At 40.1% G+C, this 25,781-nt stretch carries 30 protein-coding genes and 1 other RNA gene; 27 read left to right on the top strand and 4 right to left on the bottom strand.

Features of this window, described 5'->3' with window-relative positions:
• The first annotated feature begins 70 nt into the window (after window positions 1-70).
• The 7 genes from LCM11_RS01720 (at window position 71) to LCM11_RS01690 (ending at window position 5,484) form a co-directional block, all read left to right on the top strand.
• On the top strand, window positions 71-478 hold the full coding sequence (locus LCM11_RS01720; protein ID WP_224892561.1) for a cytidine deaminase: 408 nt from the start codon (window positions 71-73) through the stop codon (window positions 476-478).
• 156 nt (window positions 479-634) lie between these two features.
• Window positions 635-1,105, top strand: a complete 471-nt coding sequence (locus LCM11_RS01715) for a CotD family spore coat protein (RefSeq protein WP_224892560.1) — start codon at window positions 635-637, stop codon at window positions 1,103-1,105.
• Between the two features lie 93 nt (window positions 1,106-1,198).
• Complete coding sequence (locus tag LCM11_RS01710; RefSeq protein WP_224892559.1) at window positions 1,199-1,762, top strand: SLOG family protein; 564 nt, start codon at window positions 1,199-1,201, stop codon at window positions 1,760-1,762.
• Between the two features lie 78 nt (window positions 1,763-1,840).
• Entirely contained in the window at window positions 1,841-2,149 is a 309-nt protein-coding gene (gpsB, locus tag LCM11_RS01705; protein ID WP_224892558.1) for a cell division regulator GpsB, read from the top strand.
• Window positions 2,150-2,249: 100 nt separating this feature from the next.
• Window positions 2,250-2,634: RNase P RNA component class B (gene rnpB / locus LCM11_RS01700), an RNA gene on the top strand.
• A 104-nt stretch (window positions 2,635-2,738) separates the two neighbouring features.
• A complete protein-coding gene (locus LCM11_RS01695) occupies window positions 2,739-3,875 on the top strand; it encodes a THUMP domain-containing class I SAM-dependent RNA methyltransferase (RefSeq protein ID WP_224892557.1) in 1,137 nt (378 codons plus the stop codon).
• Window positions 3,876-3,984: 109 nt separating this feature from the next.
• Entirely contained in the window at window positions 3,985-5,484 is a 1,500-nt protein-coding gene (locus LCM11_RS01690; RefSeq protein ID WP_224892556.1) for a carboxypeptidase M32, read from the top strand.
• A 50-nt stretch (window positions 5,485-5,534) separates the two neighbouring features.
• Here the strand turns inward: LCM11_RS01690 and LCM11_RS01685 are convergent, their stop codons facing one another.
• The gene (locus LCM11_RS01685; RefSeq protein ID WP_224892555.1) at window positions 5,535-6,095 is read right to left on the bottom strand and encodes a hypothetical protein; all 561 of its coding nucleotides are present in this window, start codon (window positions 6,093-6,095) and stop codon (window positions 5,535-5,537) included.
• 127 nt (window positions 6,096-6,222) lie between these two features.
• Between LCM11_RS01685 and LCM11_RS01680 the strand changes: the two genes are divergently transcribed.
• The 4 genes from LCM11_RS01680 to LCM11_RS01665 all read left to right on the top strand — a co-directional run bounded on the left by LCM11_RS01680 (window position 6,223) and on the right by LCM11_RS01665 (window position 9,479).
• The gene (locus tag LCM11_RS01680; protein ID WP_224892554.1) at window positions 6,223-6,990 is read left to right on the top strand and encodes an SDR family NAD(P)-dependent oxidoreductase; all 768 of its coding nucleotides are present in this window, start codon (window positions 6,223-6,225) and stop codon (window positions 6,988-6,990) included.
• Window positions 6,991-7,116: 126 nt separating this feature from the next.
• The gene (locus LCM11_RS01675; protein WP_224892553.1) at window positions 7,117-8,202 is read left to right on the top strand and encodes a type III polyketide synthase; all 1,086 of its coding nucleotides are present in this window, start codon (window positions 7,117-7,119) and stop codon (window positions 8,200-8,202) included.
• Window positions 8,202-8,711 (top strand): isoprenylcysteine carboxyl methyltransferase family protein, encoded by a 510-nt coding sequence (locus LCM11_RS01670; protein WP_224892552.1) that lies wholly within the window; start codon window positions 8,202-8,204, stop codon window positions 8,709-8,711. Before LCM11_RS01675 ends, LCM11_RS01670 begins: the two co-directional genes overlap by 1 nt.
• Window positions 8,712-9,188: 477 nt before the next feature.
• Complete coding sequence (locus tag LCM11_RS01665) at window positions 9,189-9,479, top strand: DUF6123 family protein (protein ID WP_224892551.1); 291 nt, start codon at window positions 9,189-9,191, stop codon at window positions 9,477-9,479.
• Window positions 9,480-9,730: 251 nt separating this feature from the next.
• Here the strand turns inward: LCM11_RS01665 and LCM11_RS01660 are convergent, their stop codons facing one another.
• The 3 genes from LCM11_RS01660 to LCM11_RS01650 form a co-directional block, all read right to left on the bottom strand.
• On the bottom strand, window positions 9,731-10,141 hold the full coding sequence (locus tag LCM11_RS01660) for a ribonuclease HI family protein (protein WP_224892550.1): 411 nt from the start codon (window positions 10,139-10,141) through the stop codon (window positions 9,731-9,733).
• Between the two features lie 14 nt (window positions 10,142-10,155).
• Window positions 10,156-10,836 (bottom strand): queuosine precursor transporter, encoded by a 681-nt coding sequence (locus tag LCM11_RS01655; RefSeq protein WP_224892549.1) that lies wholly within the window; start codon window positions 10,834-10,836, stop codon window positions 10,156-10,158.
• 146 nt (window positions 10,837-10,982) lie between these two features.
• Complete coding sequence (locus LCM11_RS01650; RefSeq protein ID WP_014643463.1) at window positions 10,983-11,183, bottom strand: cold-shock protein; 201 nt, start codon at window positions 11,181-11,183, stop codon at window positions 10,983-10,985.
• Between the two features lie 419 nt (window positions 11,184-11,602).
• Here LCM11_RS01650 and LCM11_RS01645 point away from each other — a divergent pair, with 419 nt between their 5' ends.
• The 16 genes from LCM11_RS01645 (at window position 11,603) to msrB (ending at window position 25,682) form a co-directional block, all read left to right on the top strand.
• The gene (locus tag LCM11_RS01645) at window positions 11,603-13,273 is read left to right on the top strand and encodes a formate--tetrahydrofolate ligase (protein ID WP_224892548.1); all 1,671 of its coding nucleotides are present in this window, start codon (window positions 11,603-11,605) and stop codon (window positions 13,271-13,273) included.
• Window positions 13,274-13,363: 90 nt separating this feature from the next.
• Complete coding sequence (locus tag LCM11_RS01640) at window positions 13,364-14,218, top strand: DUF72 domain-containing protein (protein WP_224892547.1); 855 nt, start codon at window positions 13,364-13,366, stop codon at window positions 14,216-14,218.
• 8 nt (window positions 14,219-14,226) lie between these two features.
• Window positions 14,227-14,826 carry an HD domain-containing protein gene (locus tag LCM11_RS01635; protein WP_224892546.1) on the top strand — a complete coding sequence of 200 codons (600 nt, stop codon included), beginning with the start codon at window positions 14,227-14,229 and terminating at the stop codon, window positions 14,824-14,826.
• 26 nt (window positions 14,827-14,852) lie between these two features.
• Entirely contained in the window at window positions 14,853-15,812 is a 960-nt protein-coding gene (locus LCM11_RS01630; RefSeq protein ID WP_224892545.1) for a thymidylate synthase, read from the top strand.
• A gap of 20 nt (window positions 15,813-15,832) precedes the next feature.
• A complete protein-coding gene (locus LCM11_RS01625) occupies window positions 15,833-16,327 on the top strand; it encodes a dihydrofolate reductase (RefSeq protein ID WP_224892544.1) in 495 nt (164 codons plus the stop codon).
• Window positions 16,324-16,920, top strand: coding sequence for a molybdenum cofactor guanylyltransferase (locus LCM11_RS01620; protein WP_224892543.1), 597 nt, complete (start codon window positions 16,324-16,326; stop codon window positions 16,918-16,920). Before LCM11_RS01625 ends, LCM11_RS01620 begins: the two co-directional genes overlap by 4 nt.
• A gap of 124 nt (window positions 16,921-17,044) precedes the next feature.
• Window positions 17,045-17,230 (top strand): twin-arginine translocase TatA/TatE family subunit, encoded by a 186-nt coding sequence (locus tag LCM11_RS01615; protein ID WP_224892542.1) that lies wholly within the window; start codon window positions 17,045-17,047, stop codon window positions 17,228-17,230.
• Window positions 17,231-17,280: 50 nt separating this feature from the next.
• Window positions 17,281-17,475, top strand: a complete 195-nt coding sequence (gene tatA, locus LCM11_RS01610; protein ID WP_014643454.1) for a twin-arginine translocase TatA/TatE family subunit — start codon at window positions 17,281-17,283, stop codon at window positions 17,473-17,475.
• 80 nt (window positions 17,476-17,555) lie between these two features.
• A complete protein-coding gene (tatC, locus tag LCM11_RS01605) occupies window positions 17,556-18,314 on the top strand; it encodes a twin-arginine translocase subunit TatC (RefSeq protein WP_224892541.1) in 759 nt (252 codons plus the stop codon).
• 113 nt (window positions 18,315-18,427) lie between these two features.
• On the top strand, window positions 18,428-18,649 hold the full coding sequence (locus LCM11_RS01600) for a YozE family protein (protein WP_014643452.1): 222 nt from the start codon (window positions 18,428-18,430) through the stop codon (window positions 18,647-18,649).
• Window positions 18,650-18,685: 36 nt separating this feature from the next.
• Window positions 18,686-19,840, top strand: a complete 1,155-nt coding sequence (locus LCM11_RS01595; RefSeq protein ID WP_224892540.1) for an exonuclease SbcCD subunit D — start codon at window positions 18,686-18,688, stop codon at window positions 19,838-19,840.
• Window positions 19,841-19,843: 3 nt separating this feature from the next.
• A complete protein-coding gene (locus LCM11_RS01590; RefSeq protein WP_224892539.1) occupies window positions 19,844-22,960 on the top strand; it encodes an AAA family ATPase in 3,117 nt (1,038 codons plus the stop codon).
• A gap of 25 nt (window positions 22,961-22,985) precedes the next feature.
• Window positions 22,986-23,234 carry a DUF2584 domain-containing protein gene (locus LCM11_RS01585; protein ID WP_224892538.1) on the top strand — a complete coding sequence of 83 codons (249 nt, stop codon included), beginning with the start codon at window positions 22,986-22,988 and terminating at the stop codon, window positions 23,232-23,234.
• Window positions 23,235-23,364: 130 nt separating this feature from the next.
• The gene (locus tag LCM11_RS01580; protein ID WP_224892537.1) at window positions 23,365-24,051 is read left to right on the top strand and encodes a uracil-DNA glycosylase; all 687 of its coding nucleotides are present in this window, start codon (window positions 23,365-23,367) and stop codon (window positions 24,049-24,051) included.
• Between the two features lie 63 nt (window positions 24,052-24,114).
• Window positions 24,115-24,633 carry a YqfQ family protein gene (locus tag LCM11_RS01575; protein WP_224892536.1) on the top strand — a complete coding sequence of 173 codons (519 nt, stop codon included), beginning with the start codon at window positions 24,115-24,117 and terminating at the stop codon, window positions 24,631-24,633.
• Between the two features lie 89 nt (window positions 24,634-24,722).
• Window positions 24,723-25,682 carry a peptide-methionine (R)-S-oxide reductase MsrB gene (gene msrB / locus LCM11_RS01570; protein ID WP_224892535.1) on the top strand — a complete coding sequence of 320 codons (960 nt, stop codon included), beginning with the start codon at window positions 24,723-24,725 and terminating at the stop codon, window positions 25,680-25,682.
• The last annotated feature ends 99 nt before the right edge of the window (window positions 25,683-25,781 follow it).

Raw genomic sequence — 25,781 nt, 5'->3', positions numbered from 1 at the left:
TTTTGTAATCGCTTTACATATATATTGAATTGTTTTATAATTATCTTCCCAATAAAAGGGAGGTTATATTATGAACCAGGAACAGTTAATTCAACATGCTAAAGACATTCGGGAAAAAGCTTATACTCCCTATTCTAAATTTCCAGTAGGAGCAGCACTGCTTACAGCAGATGGCACTCTGTACACCGGATGTAATATTGAGAATGCGGCTTACCCGGTAGCCTGCTGTGCAGAGAGAGTGGCCATTTTTAAGGCCATTTCAGAGGGTCACGTTAAATTTCAGGAGCTGGCTGTAGTTGCAGATACAAAACGTCCCGTTCCACCATGTGGTTCATGCCGTCAAGTAATGAGTGAATTCTTTGATTCTAACGTGAAGATTCATGCTTCTAATCTCTTGGGAGATTACAAAACGGTATCTATGGATGAATTACTGCCATTTTCTTTTTCATCAGACGATCTGCCGGAGGAATCTTCTTAGGTAATAGCTTTACATAGAAGGAGGGATCTGATCCTTCCTTTTTTTCTTTTATGATTGAAGGGGAAGTTCTTAATTAATATGATAATATCGCCCAGTACATCTTGAAGATGCATGACATACGCTGATAAGGAATAGACGATAAGGAGTGAAAGTTGTATGCATCACCATTCAATGCAAGGTCAAGGCGCTCATTCCTGCGATAGGCGTCCGATCGTTTGCCCGGTTCAGCAATGTGTAGTAGACAATTACTTTGTAGAAAATCAAGATTATATTCACCCGACGCACATATTAGTTCAAAACCATCATTTACTAAATAATTTTCATTATTTCCCTTATATGACTTCGGAGGCTAACTCGTTCCAAACTCAGGATTACGCCTTTCCTCAAGGATCTTCCCCGGATTATAACTGGATGGATTACATGTCTCAAAACCAGATGGGTCAGGGGCAGATGCCAATGATGCCTCAGGAGCAAATGGGAATGGGTCAGGGGCAGATGCCAATGATGTCTCAGGAGCAAATGGGAATGGGTCAGGGACAGATGCCAATGATGCCTCAAGGTCAAATGGGAATGGGCCAGGGTCAAATGCCAATGATGCCGCAAGGACCAATGGGACCAATGGAATAAATTAAAATAAGCCACTAGCCGTGGCTTATTTTTTCATATAGGAAGAATGAAAGGTTTCTTTTTCTGTCTAATTAAACAAAAGGGAGACAAATCATGAAAACGATTGTTGTTACAGGCTACAAACCTATGGAACTCGGGATTTTTAACCCTGAAGATGCGAAAGTAAGCTTTATAAAAGAAGCCATTAAGAAAAGGATTCTATCCTTATTAGATGAAGGACTGGAATGGGTACTGATTTCTGGCCAGATGGGAGTAGAACTCTGGACCGCAGAAGTTGTACTCGATTTAAAAGAAGATTATTCGATTAATCTGGGTATAATACCGCCATTTGAAAATCAGCAGGAAAGATGGAAAGAAGTTTACCAACTGGCATATGAAGAAGTAACGATGATGGCGGATTTTTATAAGCCGGTATATAATAAAGGATATGAAGGGCCTTATCAGTTTCGAGCGAAAGACCAGTTTTTAGTGGAACATTCCGATGGATGCCTGGTATTGTATGATGAAGACACTAAGGGGAGCCCGGATTATTTTTTAACAGCGGCTTCTAACTATGCTGCTTCTCATACTTATCCTATTCTCTACATAACTCCATTAGATTTGGATGATATAGTGGAAGAACTGAGGATGTCGAACCCAGATTACTGGACCCAATAATTTTTTCTAAATACTAAATTGACATTTCCGTCAGCTTTTGAAAAAATAAACGTAATGTGCTGAACAGAGGTGAAGATAATGAACTTAGAGAATATCCACTTAACAAGTAAAGAGATTCTTGAAAAAGATTTTAAAACGTCCATGAGAGGTTATAACCAAGAAGAGGTGGATGAATATTTAGATTTAATCATCCAGGATTATGACCTTATGCAACAGGAAATGGAAAGATTACAGCAGGAAAATGATCGGTTGAAACGTATGTCATCCAGAGAATCGACACAACGTGTAAAACAACCCGCCAATAATAATCATCAGGTTAATTATGATATCTTAAAGCGTGTTTCTAATCTGGAAAAAGCCGTATTCGGAAATAAATTTGCTGATTGATTCCACTAATTGCCACGTGACAGCGTGGTGAGAATCTGGTACACTGATTTAGTGCGTCTCTTAAAGACGCTGACGAATCCAATGCATAAAGTAATTTTGAATACTCGGGTAATCGCTGTATGGTTTTCATACAGAGGAAAGTCCATGCTCGCACAGTCTGAGACGACTGTAGTGTTCGTGCCTGACGAAACCATAAGTCAGGGTAGCTTACGTCTAAGCTAACGGCAAGGAAAATTCCTAAGTCTATTTTAGATAAGGAATGAATACTTTGAAAGTGCCACAGTGACGAAGCCAAAATAGAAATATTTTGGGTGGAACGAGGTAAACCCCGCGAGTGAGCAACCCAAATAAAGGTAGGGGCACTCTCTTAATGGAAAATGAACCAACCGAGAGGCCGGCAAACAGTCGGCAGATAGATGATTGCCACCGGAGTACGAGGTTGACCGCCGTTTGCAGTACAATGGAACAGAACATGGCTTACAGAGTATTCAAAGGTCACTTTAATTATTACAGCACACACCCTTCTGAAAAGCCATCATTGCTTTTTAGAAGGGTTTTTTTATGATACATAGTGGAGGAGATGAAGAAGATGGATCAACAAGTTACTTTGATTGCTACTGCGGCCATGGGCCTTGAAGCAATTGTTAGTAAAGAAGTGAAAGAACTTGGTTATGAAGACGTTCAAGTAGAGAACGGCCGGGTAGTATTTACAGCAGATGTATCAGCTATTCCAAGGGCTAACCTCTGGTTAAGAACGGCTGACCGCGTTAAATTGCTGGTGGGTAAGTTTAAAGCTGTTACATTCGATGACTTATTCGAGCAGACAAAAGCTTTACCATGGGAAAATTTTATTACTGAAGATGGTGAATTTCCTGTGGTCGGTAAATCAGTAAAATCAAAGCTGTACAGTGTACCTGATTGCCAATCTATCGTAAAGAAAGCCATCGTTGAGCGTTTGAAGCAAAAATACGGTGTGGCTTCCTGGTTAAAGGAAACAGGGGCATTTTATCGTGTGGAAATTGCCCTTCATAAAGATGAAGCATTACTGACTATTGATACATCAGGCAGCGGCCTCCATAAACGAGGCTATAGAGTAGGACAGGGGGAAGCTCCTTTGAAAGAAACTCTGGCTGCTGCACTCGTTCAAGTGACGAACTGGCACCCGAATGAACCTTTCGTGGACCCTTTCTGTGGATCAGGAACCATAGCGATTGAAGCTGCCTTAATCGGCCAGAATATTGCTCCAGGTTTCAACCGGGAATTTGCTTCTGAGGATTGGTCGTTTATTCCACAAAAGGCCTGGGATGAAGCCTTTCAAGAGGCTGAGGACAGTGCAAACTATGATCAGCCTTTAAATATTACAGGATCAGATATAGATCCGGAATTAATTGATATTGCTAAAAAAAATGCTATGGAAGCGGGTCTTGGTGATCTTGTGACTTGGAAACAAATGCAGGTAAGGGACTTCAATCCTAAGCAGGAAAATGGTTATTTAGTTTCAAACCCTCCTTACGGTGAGCGAATGGGTGAACGGCCGGAGGTGGAAGAGATGTATCGAGACCTGGGTGTTATTATGAGAGATCACCCCTCCTGGAGCGTGTATATCCTGACTTCCCATGAAGGATTCGAAAAACTTTATGGGCAGGAAGCTACGAAAAAGCGTAAGCTATTCAATGGATTCATTAAGACTGATTATTATCAATACTTTGGAAAAAAGATACGTTAAATATAGAATGATGGATTAGACTCTCCATAATTATAGTTTCCTTTTATTTTAGGTTTGATTTGAAAATTATATAAATCATTAATACTTCTGGTAAAGGTGGGTGACCGCAGTGACGCAAACTGTTAAAGAAAAATTTCTTGACCTTTTGAAAGAACAATCTTCTTATGAAGAAGCCATTGGTTTAATGGCGTGGGATATGCGCACAAAAGCTCCAAAAAAAGGTATGGATAATCGTTCTGAGGTTTTAGGAGTGCTATCAGAGAAAGTACACGAAATACAAACCTCTGATGAAATGAAATCTTATATCGATGAATTGAAAGGGAAAGTTGAAGATCCAGTACTCGTTAAGTCACTGGAAGAAGCAGAAGAAACTTATAACAAGACAGCTAAAATTCCTGGAAAAGAATATCGTGACTATGTAACGCTGCAATCAAAAGCGGAATCCATGTGGGCAGAAGCAAAAGATAAGAACGATTTTGAAAGTTTTCGTCCTTATTTAGAGAAGCTGGTGGAATTTAACAAGCGGTTTGCGGAATACTGGGGCTACAAAGAACATCGCTATGATGCTCTTCTTCACAATTATGAACCAGGAATTACCGTATCTAAACTAGAAGAAGTTTTCCCAAGAGTGCGGAAGGCGTTAACGGATTTGTTAGATCGAATTAAAAAAGCACCTATGCAGCCCGATCCTTCTGTGCTTGAAGGGCATTTTCCTAAGGCTCAACAGGAGAAATTCAGCGAAGAAATACTAAAGCGAATGGGGTACGATTTTGAAGCCGGCCGTTTAGATGAAACCGTTCATCCTTTTGCTATCGGTTTAAATAGCAATGACGTTCGTGTTACGACTAAATATGATGAAAAAGATTTTAGAACCGCTGTATTTGGTACCATCCATGAAGGCGGCCACGCACTATATGAACAAAATATAGATCCTAAACTCACTTTTACTCCACTTGCAACTGGAACTTCCATGGGTATTCATGAGTCCCAGTCTTTGTTCTGGGAGAACTTTATTTCAAGAAGGGAAGCCTTTTGGCAGAATCATTACGAGTTGTTCAAAAGACACGCACCGGAAAAATTCGAGTCACTGCCACTGGATCAATTTTACAGGGCGATTAACGAGGTAAAGCCGTCTCTTATCCGAATTGAAGCTGATGAATTGACTTATTGTCTTCATATAATGGTTCGTTACGAACTCGAAAAAGCTTTAATAGGCGAAGAAATAGAAGTGAAGGATCTGCCGGAGTTATGGAATAAAAAAATGGAAGAGTATTTGGGTGTTAAGCCTGAAATGGATTCCGAAGGCGTGCTGCAGGACATTCACTGGGCCGGGGGAGATTTTGGATATTTTCCGTCTTATGCTTTGGGGTATATGTATGCAGCCCAAATTGAAAAACAAATGAGTAAAGAAATAGATATTAATCGAGTAATTGAACAGGGAGATTTCAAACAGATACAAGAATGGTTGACCTCTCGTATACATCAGTATGGCAAGATGAAAAAGCCGCTTGAACTCCTGGAAGAAGTAACTGGGGAAGGGTTAAACCCTGATTATCTAGTAAACTATCTAACCAACAAGTATAAACACATTTATCAATTTGAATATTGATATTAGTTACAAAACCCAGCTGTCAGTCCTGACAGCTGGGTTTTATTTAATTAAGAAAATTCTTTTTTTAATTCAGGTTTTAATAATCCAGCATCTTCATAAACAGGAGCTATTTGTTCTGTAAACTCCGAGAATTTTTCATCAGCTTGCGATAAATCTGCCTCTTCTACGTTAGACTCTAGTGCACTTGCAACTTCTTCGTAGTAAGATTTAAGAGAAGGAAGGGCTTCTTCATATGTAGTGACTACATCTTCAGGCAGGTCGGCTTCTATTGAATAATTTGACGCTGCATCGGCAGCTTCTGCTGCGGCTGCCTGAGCTTCTTCTCCAGCAGATTTAATAGCTTCTGGGTCCGGCTCTTCGGCCACCATGGCTTCTTCATAAGCAGCAATTTTAGATTGATATGGCTGGAAAGTGTCCTGCATATTCATCTGGACGCTCATGATTTCTTTCTTCATTGCCTGATCATCGTTTTTGCTATCTTCTTCACCTGATGATTGCTCTTCCGACTGATTTTCAGAATCACTGCTTGATTCCTCAGAAGAGTCATTATTACATCCGGCGATAACCAGCGTACCAGCGATGCCCAGCATCAGTAACCACTTCTTCATAATAATCCCCCTTTGATTTATGTATCACGTTTATTCTAGGGGAGGCAGGAATGAATGTAAAGAAATTGCAAAAATGTTATAATATACTGAAAATTTAATTTTATTTTTACCTAGGGAGGCCTTAGTAATGTATCTACCAGATTTTCGATTAGATAATAAACTTGCTGTTGTCACAGGCGGCACAAAAGGCATTGGAAAAGCAATCGCTCTTGCTTATGCTGAATCAGGAGCCGACGTAATTTTAATTGCTCGCAATGAGAAGCATCTCAACAAAATGAAAGACGCAGTTGAATCTCTAGGTCAGCAAGCTTATACGATTTGTAAAGATATCCAGCAATATGATGCGATTAAAGAAGAAGTGGAAGAAATCCGTGGTGATCGAGCTATAGATATTTGGGTCAATAATGCAGGGATGAACATACGCTCAGAAGCTGAACACGTAAGTGAGGAAGAATGGGACCAGATTGTTTCAACCAACATGAAAAGTGCGTTTTTCTTGTCTCAGTATGCCGGGAGGGTAATGAAGCAGCATAAACAAGGGAAGATTATTAATATTTCTTCCGTAGGCGGTCATACCGCGTTAAGAACCGGAGTTGTATATGCTATGACCAAGAGTGCACTTATTCAAATGACGAAAAATCTTGCTCTGGAGTGGGGAAAGTATCAGATTAACGTGAATGCAATCGGTCCGTGGTACTTTCCGACTTCATTAACGGAGCAGTTGTTACAAGATGAAGATTATGTTCAATCCATTCTTGAAAGAACACCGTTAAATCGAATAGGGAAGCTTGAAGAACTTTCGGGTGCCGCAGTATTTCTTGCTTCAGATGCAGGTAACTATATGACAGGCCAGACGCTGTTTGTAGATGGCGGAATGACGATTTATGGATTTTAAGTGTATCGAGCAATCAACTCTGGTTGATTGCTCGTTTTTATTTTAAGTTGAAAAGTGTAAGGCAGCTTTCTTTAAGCTCATAATCAAGCCGGGTTAGGAGCATATTAAGAATAAGGAGGTTGTCAAATGGCCTATATACTTTCAACCGGATTGCAGGAAGCTGAATACGAATATACTCAAGACACAGTACAATCACTTATTTACAATCTTTTCCCTCTCAAATCACATGAAAAAAAACGGCTGCTTCCAATCTTCGAGCACGCTCAAATAGATAGAAGGCAGTTCTCAGCAAGTTTGGAGTGGTTCGAACACCCGCATGGATTAAAGGAGAGAAATGAATTATTTCACGACAAGGCGTTGAAATACGCTAAGGGTGCTATTGAGTCGTGTTTATCTAATCTTCAATTCTTAAAGCAAGAAGTGAATCCTTCTATAATAGACCATATTATCTTCGTATCTTCTACTGGGATCAACACCCCTACATTGGATACTTACTTTATTAATGATTTAAATTTCAAAGAAACAGTAAAAAGGACTCCCATGTTTGGATTAGGATGCGCCGGAGGTACGAGTGGAGTGGCAAGAGCGTATGAATGGCTTCAAGGTCACCCTGAAAAAAATGTTTTAGTAGTATGTGTGGAACTTTGCAGTTTAACCTTCCAATTAACCGATCAGCGAGTGAGTAACTTTGTAGGAACTGCCTTATTTGGAGACGGTGCATCAGCGGTCCTCATGAGTGGAGAACGTTCAAATCTTCGAGAAATGGCTTGCCTGCCCACAGCTAAGGTATTGAATTCAAGTTCCAGACTTAAGCCATTCAGTACAGATGTAATGGGATGGAGAGTAGTGGATACAGGATTTGAAGTGATTTTTAATAAAAGCATCCCCAAATTAGTGAAATCTTTTTGGAGTCTTCATATGAAGGATGTGTTAGATAAAAACCTTTGGGAAAGCAATGAGTTACCGTTTATAGTTGCTCATCCCGGTGGAAGGAAAGTGCTGGAAGGTTACAAGGAAGTGTTTGAATTATCCGATCATACGTTAAAATTTTCAGAGAATGTGTTGAGGAATCACGGAAATATGTCTTCCCCTACCGTGCATTTTGTATTAAAAGAAGCAATGGCGAGTGAACCTGAAAAAGGTACAAGGTCCTGTATGACGTCTCTCGGGCCTGGTTTTAGTTCGGAAATAGTAAGTTTGGAGTGGGTTTAATGGAAGGGTTTTTATGGATTCTTTTTACATTTTTGGTTATTCAAAGACTAGCAGAATTAGCTGTGGCCAGGTCAAACCGAAAATGGATGTTGACCAGAGGAGCCATTGAATCAGGAGAAAATCATTACATTTTGTTTATTGTGCTTCATACGTTGTTCTTTGTTTCCCTTTTTACAGAGTTTGCTTTTACTTCCTATCATTATAGTCGTTTTTTTTATCTCTTTCTAAGTATTTTTATCCTTCTACAATTGTTAAGGATATGGTGTATCTCAAGTTTAGGGCGAAGGTGGAATACACGAATTCTAGTCTTGCCTGATGAAAAGCCTATCATAAAAGGCCCATACAAGTATATTCCTCATCCCAATTACGTTATAGTGTTTTTTGAATTACTATTTATTCCTCTGCTGTTTCAGGCCTATATAACGGCAATTGTTTTTCCATTTCTGCATTTGCTTGTGCTCATGGTACGCATACCAGCAGAAGAAAAGGCTCTGGAAGAGAGAGTTTAAGACTTATGGACAGTTGCTTTTTACAGAACAGATCTGCTATAATCTAATTAGTATTGAAAATCATTATCATTTAGAAGGGTGCGGGAACATTATGATGGTGCTCATCTTCTTAGTTGTCGCTGTTTATAGTTACTTGATGGTTTGGGTATTGGCAAAGGTGGGCTCAATACCTGCTCGCTCGGTTATGGATATAGTAAAAGGGAATGTAAAACCAACTCCTTCACAAAATAGAAAATCATATGAACGAACAATTTCAGCCAGGTAAATACACCTGGCTTTTTATTTTTGCTATAATAGAGAATAAGAAGGAAAATTGTCGAAAGCTGATTACTGTCTAATTCATTAGAATAACTTTTAAAATTTTGAATTAATCTTACCTTCGTGTTCCTAGTTTAAAGAAGCGCTGGTCGTTTATACATATTAACCGTTAAGCGTAAACGACCGATTTAAAAGGCAGTAAAATGTAAGGAGTGACTTATGAAAAAAAACCATGCATTAGCCTACTTTTTAGAGGATTTGTGGACGAGGGGATTTAAATTAAGTGATGAAGATGTAAGATTTATTTATTTTGGGAAGAATTCAACCAATGCGTCCGAGTGGAAAACCATTATTGCAGTAAAGATTACATTAAAATTCCAGCAAGCTTTTGATCCAAGTTTTTTCATAAGTGTATTAGAACATATTGCTAAGCCGCATATTAATACGAAACATCAGGCTTATCGCTCTATAGAAGAGCGCGTTTCTTCTTCGGGACTTCCTTTAAATTAAGGATCTGTAAACTTTCTGAAACGATATAATAGGAAGCAGGTCTCTGTTATAAAGCAGTACGTTAAAAGTACATACCCTATCTGTGGAACTTTTACTTATCCTCTTGCTCTTTCCTCGCGCATTATGGCATGATAAGCGTTAAAACAGATAAAAATCTTACCTAAGTGATCATGCTGAATCAACCACTTATCAAAAATCCTCTTGGGCATAAAATAAAAACTTGTAGAGAAAGCTGGGTTTCTCTACAAGTTTTACCATCTGTTTTCAGGTTTTGTATATTTTAAGAGCGCAGCGCGAGCAATTCGATCTGCGTTTTTATTTTGCTTTTCTGGTATCCACTTATAAAATACGTAAGGAAACGATTTTTCTAATTCCTGGATGGTCTTAAGAAAAAATGAAAACTTTTCATTTTTGGTATAGCCTTTTTCAATGGTATCAATAACTATTTTTGCATCAGATCGAATAGATATGATTTCTTCAGGGAAATCTTGTCTGCATACTTCCAGGGCCTTAATTACGGCTAAAAATTCAGCTTCATGGTTATTTCTTTCATTTAAATAGAAGCTATGTTCTATAAGTGTGGCTCCTTGTTTGATAATTACTCCAGCAGCACTAGGGCCTGGATCACCGCTTGCCGCAGCATCTGTATAAACTTCGATCAATTCAAACAGCTCCTTCAATATTCAGCGTGCTTAAACCTTTTGGCTGCATATAAAAATGGGGTATCGATAGCAGCTACAATAAATTTAATAATATAAGTTGTCAAGAATATTTCCAGCCAAACTTCGAAAGGATAGAGTCCTAAGAACGCAATAGAGCAGAAGATTGCGCTGTCTAAGAGCTGGCTGACCATTGTGCTTCCATTATTTCTTATCCAAAGTGTTTTATTACTTGAGAATAATTTCTTCAAGCTTGCGTACATCCATACGTCAAAATACTGACTGATAATATAAGCTGTCAAGCTTCCAAGAGCAATTCGGGGGACGATGCCGAACAAACTCTCTAGAGCGGGCTGAGCCACATCATTTTCTCCTGGCGTGAACTGAATAGCCAGCTGCATCATGATGGTTAAAGCAATCAGGGTAGAAAATCCCATCCAAACAGCTTTACGGGCATCTTTCTTTCCGTACTTTTCATTTAATATATCTGTGGCTAAAAAGGCTGTTCCATAAATGATATTTCCAAGCGTAGCATTTAAGCCGAATAACTCTATTGTTTTGACTACCTGAATATTGGCCACTACCGTGGACATTCCTATCCATACAAAAAGACCGGGTTTACCAAAGATGCGGTAAACCATTAATAGTAGGCTAAAATTTATGAGAGCGAATAAAATCCATAACCACTCATTACTCATTTAATTACCTCCTTAGTTTTGATAACGCGGGAGTTTGCGAACCGCGCTCCTAGACTAACAGCCGTTAATTATACGAGGGAGGGCTTTTTTTTTCAAGGAAAACATAAAAAAAGCAGCCTCTTTTAGAGGCTGCTTTGGAATTTTAATTATTGTTTTTCAACATTAGCTGCTTGTGGTCCGCGGTCGCCTTCAACAATTTCAAAAGAAACGGTTTGACCTTCTTCTAAAGATTTGAAACCTTCTTCTTGAATTGCAGAGAAGTGTACGAATACATCGTTTCCACCTTCTACTTGGATGAAGCCGTAACCTTTTTCCGCGTTAAACCATTTTACTGTACCGTTTTGCATGATATGAATCCTCCTAAAAACTTCTTACACGTAATACGTGATAAATTACAAATGATGATGAGAACATGAAAAATCCATAGAAACTCGGAACAATAAACTCCAGAGTACTTCTATGGGAACTACCTTGCATTTATGTTTCCGATCACCTTATTTGCTTATTTATAATATAACGTATCGATAAAGTGACGTCAACAATATGAATATGATTTTTTAAGGGATAACTAATGAAAAGTTAATGATGTTTACTGCTAGCTTCCCTGAAGCTTGAAAGAGCGTGATCTATGGAAGTCCATTTCTTATTCGCGTTAAGTAAAGTATAGGCAATAAGTTTCAAGTTAAGTCAGCTTCTAATGAGACCAGTCTAAACTTTTTGAAATGATGTAAAAAAAAGGTAAGATGGTTATAAAGGGAGTGAAATTATGAAAACAGATATCGAAATTGCTCTTGAAGCCAAGATGAATCCTATTTCCTTAATTGCAGAACAGATGGGACTGACAGAAGAGGATTGGGAACCTTTTGGACATTATAAAGCCAAGTTATCCGATCAGCTGCTAAACAAACTGGATGATCGACCAAATGGAAAGATTATTCTTACCACGTCGATAAATCCTACTCCTGCTGGTGAAGGTAAATCCACTGTAACGGTAGGACTGGGGCAGGCGTTAAACCAGTTGAATAAAAAAGCGGTTATTGCATTAAGAGAGCCTTCACTTGGGCCAACGATGGGTCTTAAAGGCGGTGCTTGCGGAGGGGGGCATTCCCAGGTTGTTCCTATGGAAGAGATCAACCTGCATTTTACTGGGGATATACATGCTATAACAACTGCAAATAATGCGTTATCCGCATTTATAGATAACCATATTCATCAGGGAAATCAGCTGAATATAGATCCTAGAAGAATTACATGGAAACGGGCGTTAGATATGAATGACCGCTCTTTACGCCAAGTCGTGGTAGGTTTAGGTGGTGCGGTTAGAGGAGTTCCCAGGGAAGATGAGTTTACAATCACAGTGGCTTCTGAGATTATGGCCATACTTTGTCTGGCTGCTGATCTACAGGACTTAAAAAGGAGGCTTTCCAGAATTATTATTGGCTATACATATAAGCAAGAGCCGGTCACTGTTAATCAGCTGGGTTTTCAAGGTGCTTTAACTTTATTATTGAAAGACGCCATGAAGCCCAATCTTGTCCAAACATTGGAAAACACACCTGCCATTATTCATGGAGGACCATTCGCAAATATTGCTCACGGGTGTAACAGTGTAATGGCTACAAAGATGGCTGCAAAGTTAGGTGACTTTGTGGTAACTGAATCTGGGTTTGGGGCTGATTTAGGCGCAGAGAAGTTTCTAGACATCAAAACCCGGGCGGGAGATTTTGAGCCTGATGCTGTCGTAATAGTAGCTACGATTAGAGCGTTAAAAATGCATGGCGGTTTGAATAAAAAGGATTTGCACCATGAGGACTTGAGTGCTCTCGAAAAAGGAATGGAGAATCTTGAAAAACATCTGGAAACGGTTCGTCAATTCAATCTTCCTTTTATTGTAGCTGTTAATCAATTTTCTTCGGACACTCAGGCAGAACTTGATTACTTACGGAAATGGTGTGAGGAAGAGGGTGCACCTGTATCGGTCATTGATGTATTTACTAGAGGAGGGGAAGGAGGCATTGATCTAGCTGAGAAAGTGATTAAGGTCTGTGAAAGTAAATCTGCACCTCTTACTTATACTTATGATTTATCCGACAGCATAGAGGAAAAGATCCAGAAGATTGCTTTGAAAGTGTATGGAGCGGAAGGAGTTCATTTTTCCACTCAAGCGAAAAAGCAATTGCATCAAATAAAACAGTTAGGATATGGACAATTGCCCATCTGTATGGCCAAAACCCAGTATTCTCTTTCGGACGATCCCTCTCAGCTTGGCCGGCCGAGAAACTTCCATATTACAGTTCGTGAGTTCAGACTTTCTGTAGGGGCTGGTTTCATTGTTGCTATGACCGGTGAGGTAATGACCATGCCAGGTCTCCCTAAAAAGCCGGCAGCTCTTCAAATGGATGTAACCGAAGATGGTACGATTAAAGGATTATTCTAAAAAGTGTCAGCCCCTGGCTTTTTCTAGTCAGGGGGATGTTTTTTTTGCTACAATGATTTTAATTACATAAGAGGACAAGGAGGAAGAGGATTGGCTATTCAAATTGGTTTGACTGGCTGGGGAGATCATGCTTCCCTATACTCGCATCAAACAAAAGGAAATGAAAAATTACCTGAATATGCTTCTCACTTTCCTGTGGTAGAAGTAGATACCGCATTTTATGCAATACAGCCGCAGTCCCACTACGAAAAGTGGATGAAACAAACCCCGGAATCATTTAGATTTGTTATAAAAGCTTTTAGCCATCTGACAGGACACGATAGACAGGAACGTACAAAACAAGAAGTAAAAGAATTAATGAAGCAGTATGAAGAATCGATACAACCCGCCTGGGAAAAAGGTAAAATCAATGCTCTTTTATTCCAATTTCCACCGTGGTTTGATGTAAAAAAACAAAACATACAAAAACTGCGCTTTATTAGAGAGTGGCTGTCCGATTATCCTCTTGCTCTTGAATTTAGAAACCAAAGCTGGTTCCAGCCCCAGTATAAAGAACAGACCTTATCATTTATGAAAGATCAACAGTGGATTCATACCATTTGTGATGAGCCTCAAGCTGGAGAAGGTTCTGTGCCCCGCGTTTTAGAGCCCACCCACCCGAGTAAATCACTTGTCCGCTTTCATGGCCGTAATATTCACGGATGGAATAAGAACGGCAGAGAAGATTGGAGAAAAGTTCGTTTTCTTTATAGATATAATGAGGAAGAACTGAAGGAATGGGCTGAAAGAATCCATGAACTAAAAAAACAAACCCCGGACATTACTTTACTTTTCAATAATAATTCCGGCGGCGATGCTGCGGATAACGCTAAACAAATGCAGGACATTTTAGGGGTCACTTACAACGATTTGAATCCTAGACAAATGGACCTGTTTCAATTTTAGGAGGATTTATGGAGAAAGACCACCGACTCAAAAGAATGGAAACGTATGTAAAAAAACAGTTCGAGCAGGATACGACAGGACACGGTTTTGACCATATGAAGCGTGTGGCACTCTGGTCCCGTAAGCTCGCTGATGAAGAGGAGGTTGATCCAGTACTTGCAGAAGCAGCAGGCTGGCTTCATGATATAGGAGATGAAAAATTATTTATAAATCCTGATAAGGCAGTAGAAGAGAGGAATCGATTACTACTCGAATGGAATTTCACACCTTTCCAAAAAAATGAGATTGAGAAAGCTATAGAGACCGTTTCCTTTCGAAAAGGGAAAAAGCCCTCGTCCTATTTGGGCGCTGTTGTTCAGGACGCAGACCGGTTAGATGCCATCGGTGCTATCGGTATTGCTCGTGCATTCACATATGGAGGAGCAAAGGGCCAGAGGATCGATAATGAAGAAGGGGATGCTTCCTCTTCTATCCAGCATTTTCACGATAAATTATTAAAGCTTTCCGGGATGATGAATACAGAAAGTGGACGACAGGAAGCTGAGCGCAGACATCGTTTTATGGAAGAATATTTACTGGAATTTAAGAGAGAAAAGCAGCTAGATTAAAACATTCACCCAGAGGAGGAAGCATAGTGGTTAAAAATGAACAAGCGTATTTAGATTTATGCCAGCACGTCCTGGATGCAGGACATGAAAAAGGAGATCGAACAGGAACGGGAACCTTTTCTGTATTTGGACACCAGCTCAGGTTTAACCTTGAGGACGGTTTTCCGCTTTTAACGACCAAAAAAGTACCCTTTCGGTTAGTAGCAAGTGAATTGCTGTGGTTTATCAAAGGTGATACGAACATTCGTTATCTTCTTCAGCATAATAACAACATATGGAATGAATGGGCTTTTCAGGCGTGGGTGGAAAGCGATGAGTACCACGGACCAGATATGACCGATTTTGGAAGAAGAAGTTTAAAAGATGAAGCATTTAAAGGACAATATAATGAGCAAATGGAACATTTTAAAGAAAAGATTCTCACAGATGATTCGTTTGCTGAACGATTCGGTGACCTGGGTAACGTTTATGGAAAGCAGTGGCGTGCGTGGAAAACCTCTCAGGGTCAGACGATCGATCAGTTGAAAAACGTTATTGAAGGGATTAAGAGTAATCCCGATTCAAGGCGGCATATCGTAACAGCCTGGAATCCGGAGGATGTACCATCTAACATGGCTTTGCCGCCCTGCCATGCAATGTTTCAATTTTATGTAGCTGATGGGAAACTGTCCTGCCAGTTATATCAAAGAAGTGCGGATATATTCTTAGGCGTCCCGTTTAATATTGCTAGTTATGCACTACTCACCCATTTAATCGCCCGTGAATGTGAGCTGGAACCTGGAGAGTTTGTTCTTACTCTTGGAGATGCCCATATTTACAGCAATCATATAGAACAAGTGCACAAGCAGCTGAATCGAACACCTAAGGCACTGCCGAAAATCTCATTAAATCCTGAAAAAGATCGTGTATTTGATTTCGAGATGGAGGACATTTCCATAGAAGGGTATGATCCGTATCCTGGAATCAAAGCTCCCATAGCTGTATAAAATCAAACGAGGTGAAGGTAATGATATCATTTATTTTTGCAATGGATAAAAACCGCTTGATCGGAAAGGATAATGATCTTCCGTGGCATATTCCGAACGACTTTAAATTTTTTAAGGACAAGACCTGGGGACAAACGATTATCATGGGAAGAAAAACATTTGAATCATTTGGTAAACCTCTTCCGGAGAGGAAGCACATCGTAATAACGAGCAATGAAAATTATTCTCGTGAAGGTTGTGAAGTTATTCATTCGATTGAAGATATAATTAATCTGGAAAAAGAACATCCCGAAAAAGAATGGTTTATCATCGGAGGAAGCGTACTTTTTGAGAAAATGTATCCTTATGCTGATCGGATGTACTTAACATATATTGATGCTGAGTTTGAAGGCGATACGCATTTTCCACCATTTAATATAGAGGATTGGAAACTCATTGATGAAAACAAAGGAAAAAAAGATGAGAAAAACCCGTACGATTATTATTTTAGAACCTACGATCGGAAAAAAGCATGAGTAAAGAGTTAAACGCTTGCGGTGTTATCCTTGCTGGCGGAGGCTCCACGAGGATGGGAAAAGATAAAGCCTGGCTGAATTTGGGCGGGCAGCCCGTAGTGGCCCGTATATTAAAAGAACTGCAAAAATCTGTATCAACTGTAGTGATGAATCAGAATAAAGGGCCGGATTTACCCATTCCCTCCATCCAGGATATTTATCAGGATGCCGGGCCGCTTGGTGGTCTTCACACCGTAATGAATGCTAGAGGGGAAGAATGGTTTTTCTTATCAGCATGCGATACTCCGTTTATTCATGAGAGCGTCTATAACTACCTATCCTCCTTCGCAGACCAAACGATTGATGCTGTAGTCCCGGAATATGAGGGTCGTCTTCAGCTGCTATCTGGTATTTACCGTAAATCCTGTCTTCCGATTATTGAAACTTTACTTCTTAATGGAGAGCGCAAGGTAAGTCTATTGCTTGAGCAGGTCCATTCGGTTTATGTAACTGATTTTCAACCTCTTTCGAGGGAAGTGGTGAACCGCCATTTTTTTAATATGAATACCCCGGAAGATTATCGGAAGGCTCAGGAGATTTGCAAAATTTTATGAAACCAAGACATTTGGACAAGATCGTGATATGATAGGAAAAGAGCCGTTAAATGACAATTTGATGTGTAGTTTTTCTATATAACGATTGATCATCCAGATTTACTATTAAAAGGCGGTGAAAGATATGCTCTCAAGTATTGGAATCCCAGGCTTGATATTAATTTTAACCATTGCACTTGTTATTTTTGGACCTAAGAAACTTCCGGAGATTGGCAAAGCAGCGGGGGAAACGCTGAAGGAGTTTAAGAATTCCGCTCGTGACTTGACAGATGAGGAAAAAGATAAACCGTCTGACCAAAAAAACATTTGATACTTAAGTTACCATACTGCGAAAGAACATAAGAATTGGAGGGATGAACTATGTTATCGAGCATTGGTGTGCCAGGACTCATCCTGATATTAATTATTGCGCTGGTTGTGTTTGGACCATCGAAGCTGCCGGAAATTGGCAAAGCTTTTGGCAGTTCCCTGAAAGAGTTTAAAAAAGCGACTGGGGACATTATGTCCGATGGAGACAGCAGTAATAAATCCGAAAACAAAAATAAAGACGAATAAATGAATAAAGAAGGTGTAAGGGCCTGATCCTTACATCTTCTTTTTGTCAGGCTGCGTCTTAAAGCCTGGAGGTGGATGATTTGGCAGCAAATAAAATCAGTCAAGATATAGAAATGAATGTAACGGATCACTTAACCGAATTAAGAAAGCGGATTATTTGGACGCTTGTATTTTTTATAGCGTTCTTTGCAGCTGGCTTGTATTATGTCAGGCCGATCCAGGGATTTTTTGTGAATGACCTTCCTTTCGAACTTCATATGACAAGCCCTGGGGAAATTATATGGATTGTTTTTACGATTGCTAGTCTTATTGCAATTGTAGGAACGCTGCCTATACTAACTTTACAAATCTGGCTGTTCGTTAAACCGGCGCTGACCCCTAAGGAAACGCGGGTGTCTTTATCTTATATTCCGGCTATTTTCCTGTTGTTCATAGGTGGTTTAGCTTTTGGTTATATGGTGTTTGTTCAGTTCATATTGCCGTTCCTTTTATCCTTAAACGATGGCATGTTCAATGAAATTTTCACGGTGGAAAGATATTTTCGTTTTTTATTTCGAGTAACGATTCCATTTGCGGTTCTCTTTGAAATTCCTATTCTGACCATGTTTCTAACGAGTCTTGGAATAGTGAACCCGGTATTGTTAGTGAAAATCAGGAAATACGCATATTTTGTACTCGTAATTATTGGCACCATTATTTCCCCGCCTGACTTTATTCTTCAGCTGGTAGTGGCTGTGCCATTAATTGTGTTATATGAAGTAAGTATTATACTATCGCGTATCGTTTACCGAAATAAATTAAAAAACCATCAGGAATATATGGAAAAAGAAGAAGAATAGCAAAGTAAGAATCCTCTGAAAAACTTAACGGGGATTCTTTTTTATAGGTATCATTTTGAAGTTATGGGGTGTCCATGATAAAACTAAGGTACAAAAATTCAGGAGGAAAATTAATGAGATCCTTTTATCACTATATGATGCGTTACCGAGGAAACCGGACAGAGAATGATGAGAAAAAGCTGGCAGATTGGATGTTTCAGGATCATAGCTTCCCTAAACAAGCCAAGACGTACGATGAGATCAGCCGGTACTTAGAGTGGAATATCCCTTTTCCGAGCGCTCTATCGGTGTTTGATCGCTTATATGACACCTATTTGATAGAGGAAGACAATTAAAAAGAGAAATGATTGCGAGAAAGGAGTATAGCTAACATGAAAATATTGCACACAGCGGATTGGCATTTGGGTAAAATAGTAAACTATGTCCATATGACGGACGATCAAGCGTTTATTTTGGATAGATTTATAGAGATGGTGGAGGAAGAACAACCGGATGTGATCATTATTGCCGGCGACCTTTATGATCGTTCGATTCCTCCTAAACAGGCCGTTGATCTACTGAATCAAGTGCTAACCAAATTAATCAATGATTTTCAAATTCCTGTGCTCGCGATTTCGGGCAATCATGACAGTCCCGACCGATTGGAGTTTGGATCCCAATTGTTTCGGAGACAAGGTTTGTTCTTAGATACAAAGTTAAAAAGATCCCGTGAGCCCGTTACTCTTTATGATTCGCATGGACCTGTACATTTTCATCTTATTCCGTATGTAGAACCTGCAGAAGTGGCTGCTTTATTTGAAGATGAAGAGATTAAGAGCCACCAGGAGGCGGCCTCCAGATTAATAGAGGATATCCAAAAGAGGTATAACATGGCGGAAAGGCATGTGTGGGTCGGTCATGCTTTCTTAGCAGGCGGAATGGAGAGTGAATCCGAGGAACGGTTATCCATGATTGGCGGGAGCCCCTACATAGATGCACAGCTGTTTAAAGATTTTTCCTATGTAGCTTTAGGTCATCTTCATCAACCTCAAAGAGTGGCCTATGATCATATACGATACAGCGGCTCCATTCTTAAATACTCATTCTCAGAGGTGCGTCACCAGAAATCTGTGACCATTATCGATTTGCAGGAGGATAACGAGCTTACTTTTAAAAAGAAACCTTTATACCCCATCCGGGATTTTGAATTAGTGGAAGGGTATTTTGAAGATTTACTCTCTGGGGAGGCAGCAGCAAGTCCTCATAACTATCTTCATATTAGACTATTGGATGATGGGCAGCTGATTGATCCCATGGGAAAACTTAGAAAAGTATATCCGAACATTCTACACCTCGAGAGGCGAAGATCGTCTGTAAATACGCAGATCGATGAATTAAATAAGGTTAAAGAGCGTCAGAGACTTTCTCACGAAGAATTGTTCCGCTCATTTTATGAAGATATTAAAGGGGACGCGATTTCTGAACATAGAAAGAACTTAATCAATCAAGCAATTGATGCTTTGAGAGAAGAAGAAAGGGGGCAGTAACCTTTGAGAGCCATTACATTAACCATGCAGGCTTTTGGTCCCTATCGAGATAAACAAAAAATAGACTTTTCCTCCCTTGGAGAAGAAGCCATCTTCTTGATTACGGGCCCTACAGGGGCGGGTAAAACGACGATATTTGATGCGATGTGTTTCGCCCTATACGGTCGTGCAAGCGGAAGTGATCGTGATCAAGACTCTATGCGCAGTCATTTTGCGCAAGAAGGCGAGTCTACCTATGTTGAATTTCTCTTTGAACTAAGAGGAAAATTGTATCGTATTGTCCGCATGCCTAAGCAGATGAGAAGGAAAGAGCGTGGCGAGGGCTGGAAAGAAGAACCAGCTAGAGCAGAACTCTACATCACATATTTGGATAATGAAAAACTTTTGGCAACTAAAGTAAAAGAAGTAAATGATTATATTGAAGAAGTAATGGGGCTTGACTATGATCAATTTCGGAAAATGATTATGATCCCTCAAGGTGAATTTAGAAAGTTGATTTCAGAGAATAGTAAAGAGCGGGAAGATATACTGCAAAAAATATTTAAAACACAATTCTATTCCGAGTTAACCGATTACTTGAAAGATCAGTCCAAAACACTTGAGAAAGAAATTGGACAATTTCAATGGAAAATTGAACAGGAAGTCGGCAAAATCCATTGGGGAACGGAAGCGGAAGTTACTTTGGAACAGGAAGAACCGCGTAAAATTATCGACTTACTAAGCAAACGAATGGAGCGACAAAATAGTTTAATCAAACAGGAACAAAATCAATTAGATCTTTTGTCGTCATCTGCGGATAAATTACAGACCCAATTCCATGAAGCGAGACAGCTGCATGAACAATTTACTGAACAGCAAAGACTCTTAGAAGAGAAAAAAGTCCTGCAATCGCAGGAAAACTCAATGAATTCTATTCAAGAAGAGCTCAAATGGGCCAGACAGGCAGATGAAGTGAAGGGGTTTGAACAACAGTGGAAAGATCGAGAAGAGGAAAGAAAGAAAGCTGAAACAGACCAGGAAGCAAAAGCCCAGCATAGAATACGTATGGAAGATGAATATTCTAATATAGAAAAGGAGTACAAAGAACTTGAAGAAAAGGAAGAAAAACGCCAGAATTTAAAGAAAAAATGGGAGCAAAAAGAGGAAGAAAGAAAGAAATTAACTCATTTCCTAAAACTCGAAAGCCAGTTATCTGACATGACTCAAAAACTTACCAGAAGCAAGGAACAAGTAACTTCTTTAGAGCAAGAGCTTAAGCACCTAAAGTCAGAACGGCATAAACTAAAAGAAATAAGTAAAGATGAGCGTAAAGTTACCAGTCAACTGTATGAAGTTAAGAATGATGTTGTACAACTGACGAAACAGTTGAAGGATTTAAAGCGTTTAGCAAAAGAGTGGGATGTATTAAAAGAGATGAGAACATCCTATCAGCAGTTTATGAGAGAGTTCAGGCAGATAGAGAAAGAGCAGAAAAATGCTGAAAGCTATTATGAAAAAGCGCTCGAAGAGATTCGTGAGCACCATGCTTATACCCTGTCTCTCCAGCTGGAAAATGGGGCTCCTTGTCCGGTTTGTGGAAACTCTCATCATCCTTCACCGGCTGTTCAGCCTGCCCAGGTTGTCAGTCAGACCCGGCTTGAAGAGTTAAAGCAAGAGGCTGATGAAAAACAAAAATCCTTTCAGCAGATGCAGGAGGAAGCGGTCCAAGTTAAGTCCAGAGGAGAAACGCAGCGGCAACTGATGGATACTCTTTTTGAGGAGTATAAAGAAGTGATAGGTGCTATGGATGAACCCTCAATTCAAAGCGCGGTCAAGCAAAGTGAGCAAAGCTTAGATACCAAAAGGAAGTATTCGGAAGAGCTGGCCAGGCAGGCTGAGGAAATGGAGCAGTCTGTGAAAAAGCTTGAAAATATAGAAAAGCGTGAGGAAGAGCTGAATAGTAAAATTGAAAAGGCTCAGCATGAGTGGCAAACGAGCTATCAAGAGCAAACTCGATTACAGACACAAAAAGAGTCTTTCCAGGAAAACTACTCTTTTGAAACGACCAACCCACAAAAATTAAAACAACTAACAGAACAAGCAGAAGCTTCCTATAAAGAAGAGCTTAAGAAGTGGGAAAACGTTCAAAAAAGCTATACTAAACTGCGCGATAAGCTGCAGCAGGCTAAAGTGGCTGAAGAGGAAGGCAATAAATATGTAAAGCAGGCACAAGAGGCAGAGGAAATTCGAAAGCAGAAGTTTAATCAAACGCTCGTTCAATTTCAGTTTTCCAGTGTCGAAAGTTATCATAATTCTCTGCTGTCTAAGGAGTCTATTGATGAAAAGCAGGAAAAGATTGATCAGTATAAGCAGCAGAAAGCAATTATTCAAGAACGTCTGCATAGTTTAAATGAAAAGCTGGCTGATCAGGAAAAACCTGATTTAGATGTTCTTCATAATGAATGGGAAGTAGAAAAACAAAAGTTGACTAAACAGCAGCAGACCGTGAATGAATTGGAAATGGCTTTGTCACAAAATAAACAGGTGTACAGCACTATGGAAACGTTGTTATCAGAACAGGGTGATTTAGCTCAAGCCTACTATGATATTGCAGAACTTGCTCAGTTATCCAGAGGTGATAATCATCTTCGCTTGTCACTTGAACGATATGTTTTAGCTGCTTTTCTAGATGAAATAATCGTTCAGGCAAATATAAGACTTGATCAGATGACAGACCATCGTTATCAGCTCGTGCGCAGTGATGCTCTAGCTAAACGAGGAGCGCAAAGCGGTTTGGATCTCGAAGTTATTGATCATCACACGGGCCAAAAACGTTCCGTGCGGACTTTATCTGGAGGAGAAGGATTTAAAGCTTCACTTAGCCTGGCGCTTGGCATGGCCGACGTTGTCCAGTCACACGCGGGAGGAGTGCAGCTTGACACGTTATTTATAGATGAAGGGTTCGGTACTTTAGATGAGGTATCGCTGGAGCAGGCTATCGATTGTTTAAGAAGTCTTCAGGATGGCAATCGAATGTTAGGAATTATTTCTCATGTGCCGCAGTTGAAAGAAGAAATTCCGGCTAAGTTGCAAATCCAATCAGGACCTTCTGGCTCCTCAGTCGAATTTGTCTTTCAATAAGAGAAGAAAGAGAGGGGAAGAGGAGATGGCCACACCTTTATCAATGGAATGGATTTTGATAACGAATGGGAAAGAACAAAGGTTAAATGAAGAAGATAATTTATTTGAGATCGTGTTTGAGGGATATCGAATATTTCCATTAAATGAAAAGCTGGACATTAAACGCACGTTACAATCTGAACAGCTGGGGGCGGGAATAATCGAGGAATTAACCTTTAAAAATCATTTCACCTATTGTAAATACCGTCTCGTTTCATTACATTCCGTCAATTAGTGATTAAATGTGCAGGGGTAGATGTCGCATTATGCGCTTACCCGGGAAATAGTAGACCGATGATAAAGGAAATAATTTCACTCTTCCACCTTCGCACTACGATATTCTAATAGAATGAGAGGTTATTTCCATGAAAGTTCTGGAAAATGATTGGGGAAATCTTCTGGAAGAAGAATTTCATAAACCCTACTATTTGGATCTTCGGGAAAAATTAAAAAAAGAGTATGGCAATTATGATGTGTATCCTGATATGTATGAGATTTTTTCGGCTCTGCAATATACATCTTATGAAAACGCAAAAGTCGTCATTTTAGGGCAGGATCCTTACCATGGACCTGAACAGGCCCATGGGTTCAGTTTTTCTGTTAAGCCAGGAGTAACCATTCCTCCTTCCCTGAAAAACATTTATAAAGAATTAAAAGAAGATCTTGGAATCGAACCACCTTCTCATGGCCATTTAGTTTCCTGGGCTAAAGAAGGAGTGCTCTTACTTAACAATGTACTAACGGTAAGAGCACACCAGGCACATTCTCATCAGGGGATGGGGTGGGAAAAGTTCACCGACGAAGTGGTTCGTATGTTAAACCAGCGGGAAAAACCTGTTGTCTTTATTCTTTGGGGTAAACACGCTCAAAAGAAAGGGAAATCCATCGATCGCTCTAAACACAAAGTTTTAACAGCCCCTCATCCGAGCCCGCTATCGGCTCATCGAGGTTTCTTTGGAAGTCGTCCTTTTTCACAAGCGAACCAATACTTGGAGGAGATTGGAGAGGAGCCCGTTAACTGGGCGCTTCCTGCAAATCCTAAAGATCCGTAAGCCCATACCAAGTTACGGAATCGGGCATATGCTACAGTATCTTAAGTTACGGAGGGGTTATGAATGTTTCCAATAGGTCAACCGCCTTTCCCTCCTATGGGTATGTTTCCCGGACCACAGTCATACATGGCACCACAGGGTATGATGAGGTCAATGGCACCTTTATTTAATCAAGGAGTTAGAAGTGCTGGAGGTTTTCCTGGTTTTGGTGCAGCGGGAATCGGCGCCCCAGGATTCGGGGGCGCAGGTTTAGGGACACAAGCTTTAGGAGCGGCTGGCAATGCAGCTAAAGCAGGCGGGGCAGGATGGTTAGGGCATATGCAGACGGCATTAAAAGCTATGCAAAGTGCGGCACCTATGGTGCAGCAGTATGGACCGATGGTAAAGAATATTCCTGCCATGATTAATATGATGAAAATTATGAATGAACCAGATGAAGAAGATGGGGAAGAAGCAGAAGAAAGTCTCGGGTCTGAATCCATATCAAGCGCGAAATCTGAATCGTCCGGACAATCCAAAAGCACCAGTTCTTCTTCTAAAAGAAGGCGTCAAGGCACATCACAGCCCAAGCTTTACATCTAGGCTGTGCGTGTGGCTTGATTTTTTTTCTTTTATTAGCAAGAATAAGGACATGCTTACATGTAGCAACCTACGCATTGGAGGTTTTATTAATGAATAATGAATTGAAAATAGCAACATTTGCAGGTGGATGTTTCTGGTGCATGGTTGAACCATTTGATGAAAGACCAGGAATTGACTCTATTGTTTCCGGATATACAGGAGGTCACACGGAAAACCCTACCTATATGGATGTGATCACCGAGCAGACGGGTCATAAGGAAGCGGTGCAAATTACGTATGACCCCAACGTTTTTCCATACGAAAGACTGGTCGAACTATTCTGGCAGCAAATTGATCCAACTGACGATGGCGGTCAGTTTGCTGATCGCGGAGAATCATATACGACAGCGATTTACTATCACGATGAAGAACAGCGTCAAGTCGCTGAAGCAAGCAAACAAAAGCTTATTGAATCAGGTAAATTCAAGCAGCCAATCGTCACTCCAATTCTTCCTGCTGAGACATTCTATCCAGCAGAAGATAAGCACCAGGACTATCATAAGAAAAACGCTTTTCATTATAAACGGTATAAAAAGGGGTCTGGGCGTGCAGGTTTTATTAAAGAACACTGGGGCTATAAAAAGGATCAGGAAGAGTTGAAGAAGCGCCTGAGTGATATTCAATATAAAGTTACTCAGGAAGATGCTACGGAAAGACCTTTTCAAAATGCCTATCATGATCATGAAGAAGAAGGTATTTATGTTGATGTTGTCTCGAAAAAACCTTTATTCAGTTCCAAAGATAAATATGACGCGGGATGCGGCTGGCCGAGTTTCACGAAACCTATCGAAACCCAGGAAGTAAAAGAGAGTATGGATACTTCTCATGGAATGAGACGAACGGAGGTGCGAAGTGAATACGCTGACTCCCATCTTGGACATGTTTTTGATGATGGACCGAAAGAACAGGGGGGAATGCGTTACTGCATTAACTCAGCTGCTTTAGAATTTGTTCCTAAACATGAAATGGAAGAAAAGGGATATGGATATCTAACTTATTTATTTGAATAGAGAGCGAGAATAACCGTTCCTTTTAACATGTATAGAGCTTATCCTCCTTCCCTCTGTTTTTGCAGGTAGATGCTATAATAATATAAGAGGGGAGGGGTT

Source organism: Halobacillus halophilus, assembly GCF_020171985.1.
Taxonomy (GTDB): domain Bacteria; phylum Bacillota; class Bacilli; order Bacillales; family Halobacillaceae; genus Halobacillus; species Halobacillus halophilus_A.
The sequence above is the reverse complement of the archived record's forward strand: the minus strand, read 5'-3'. Positions and strand labels throughout refer to the sequence as shown.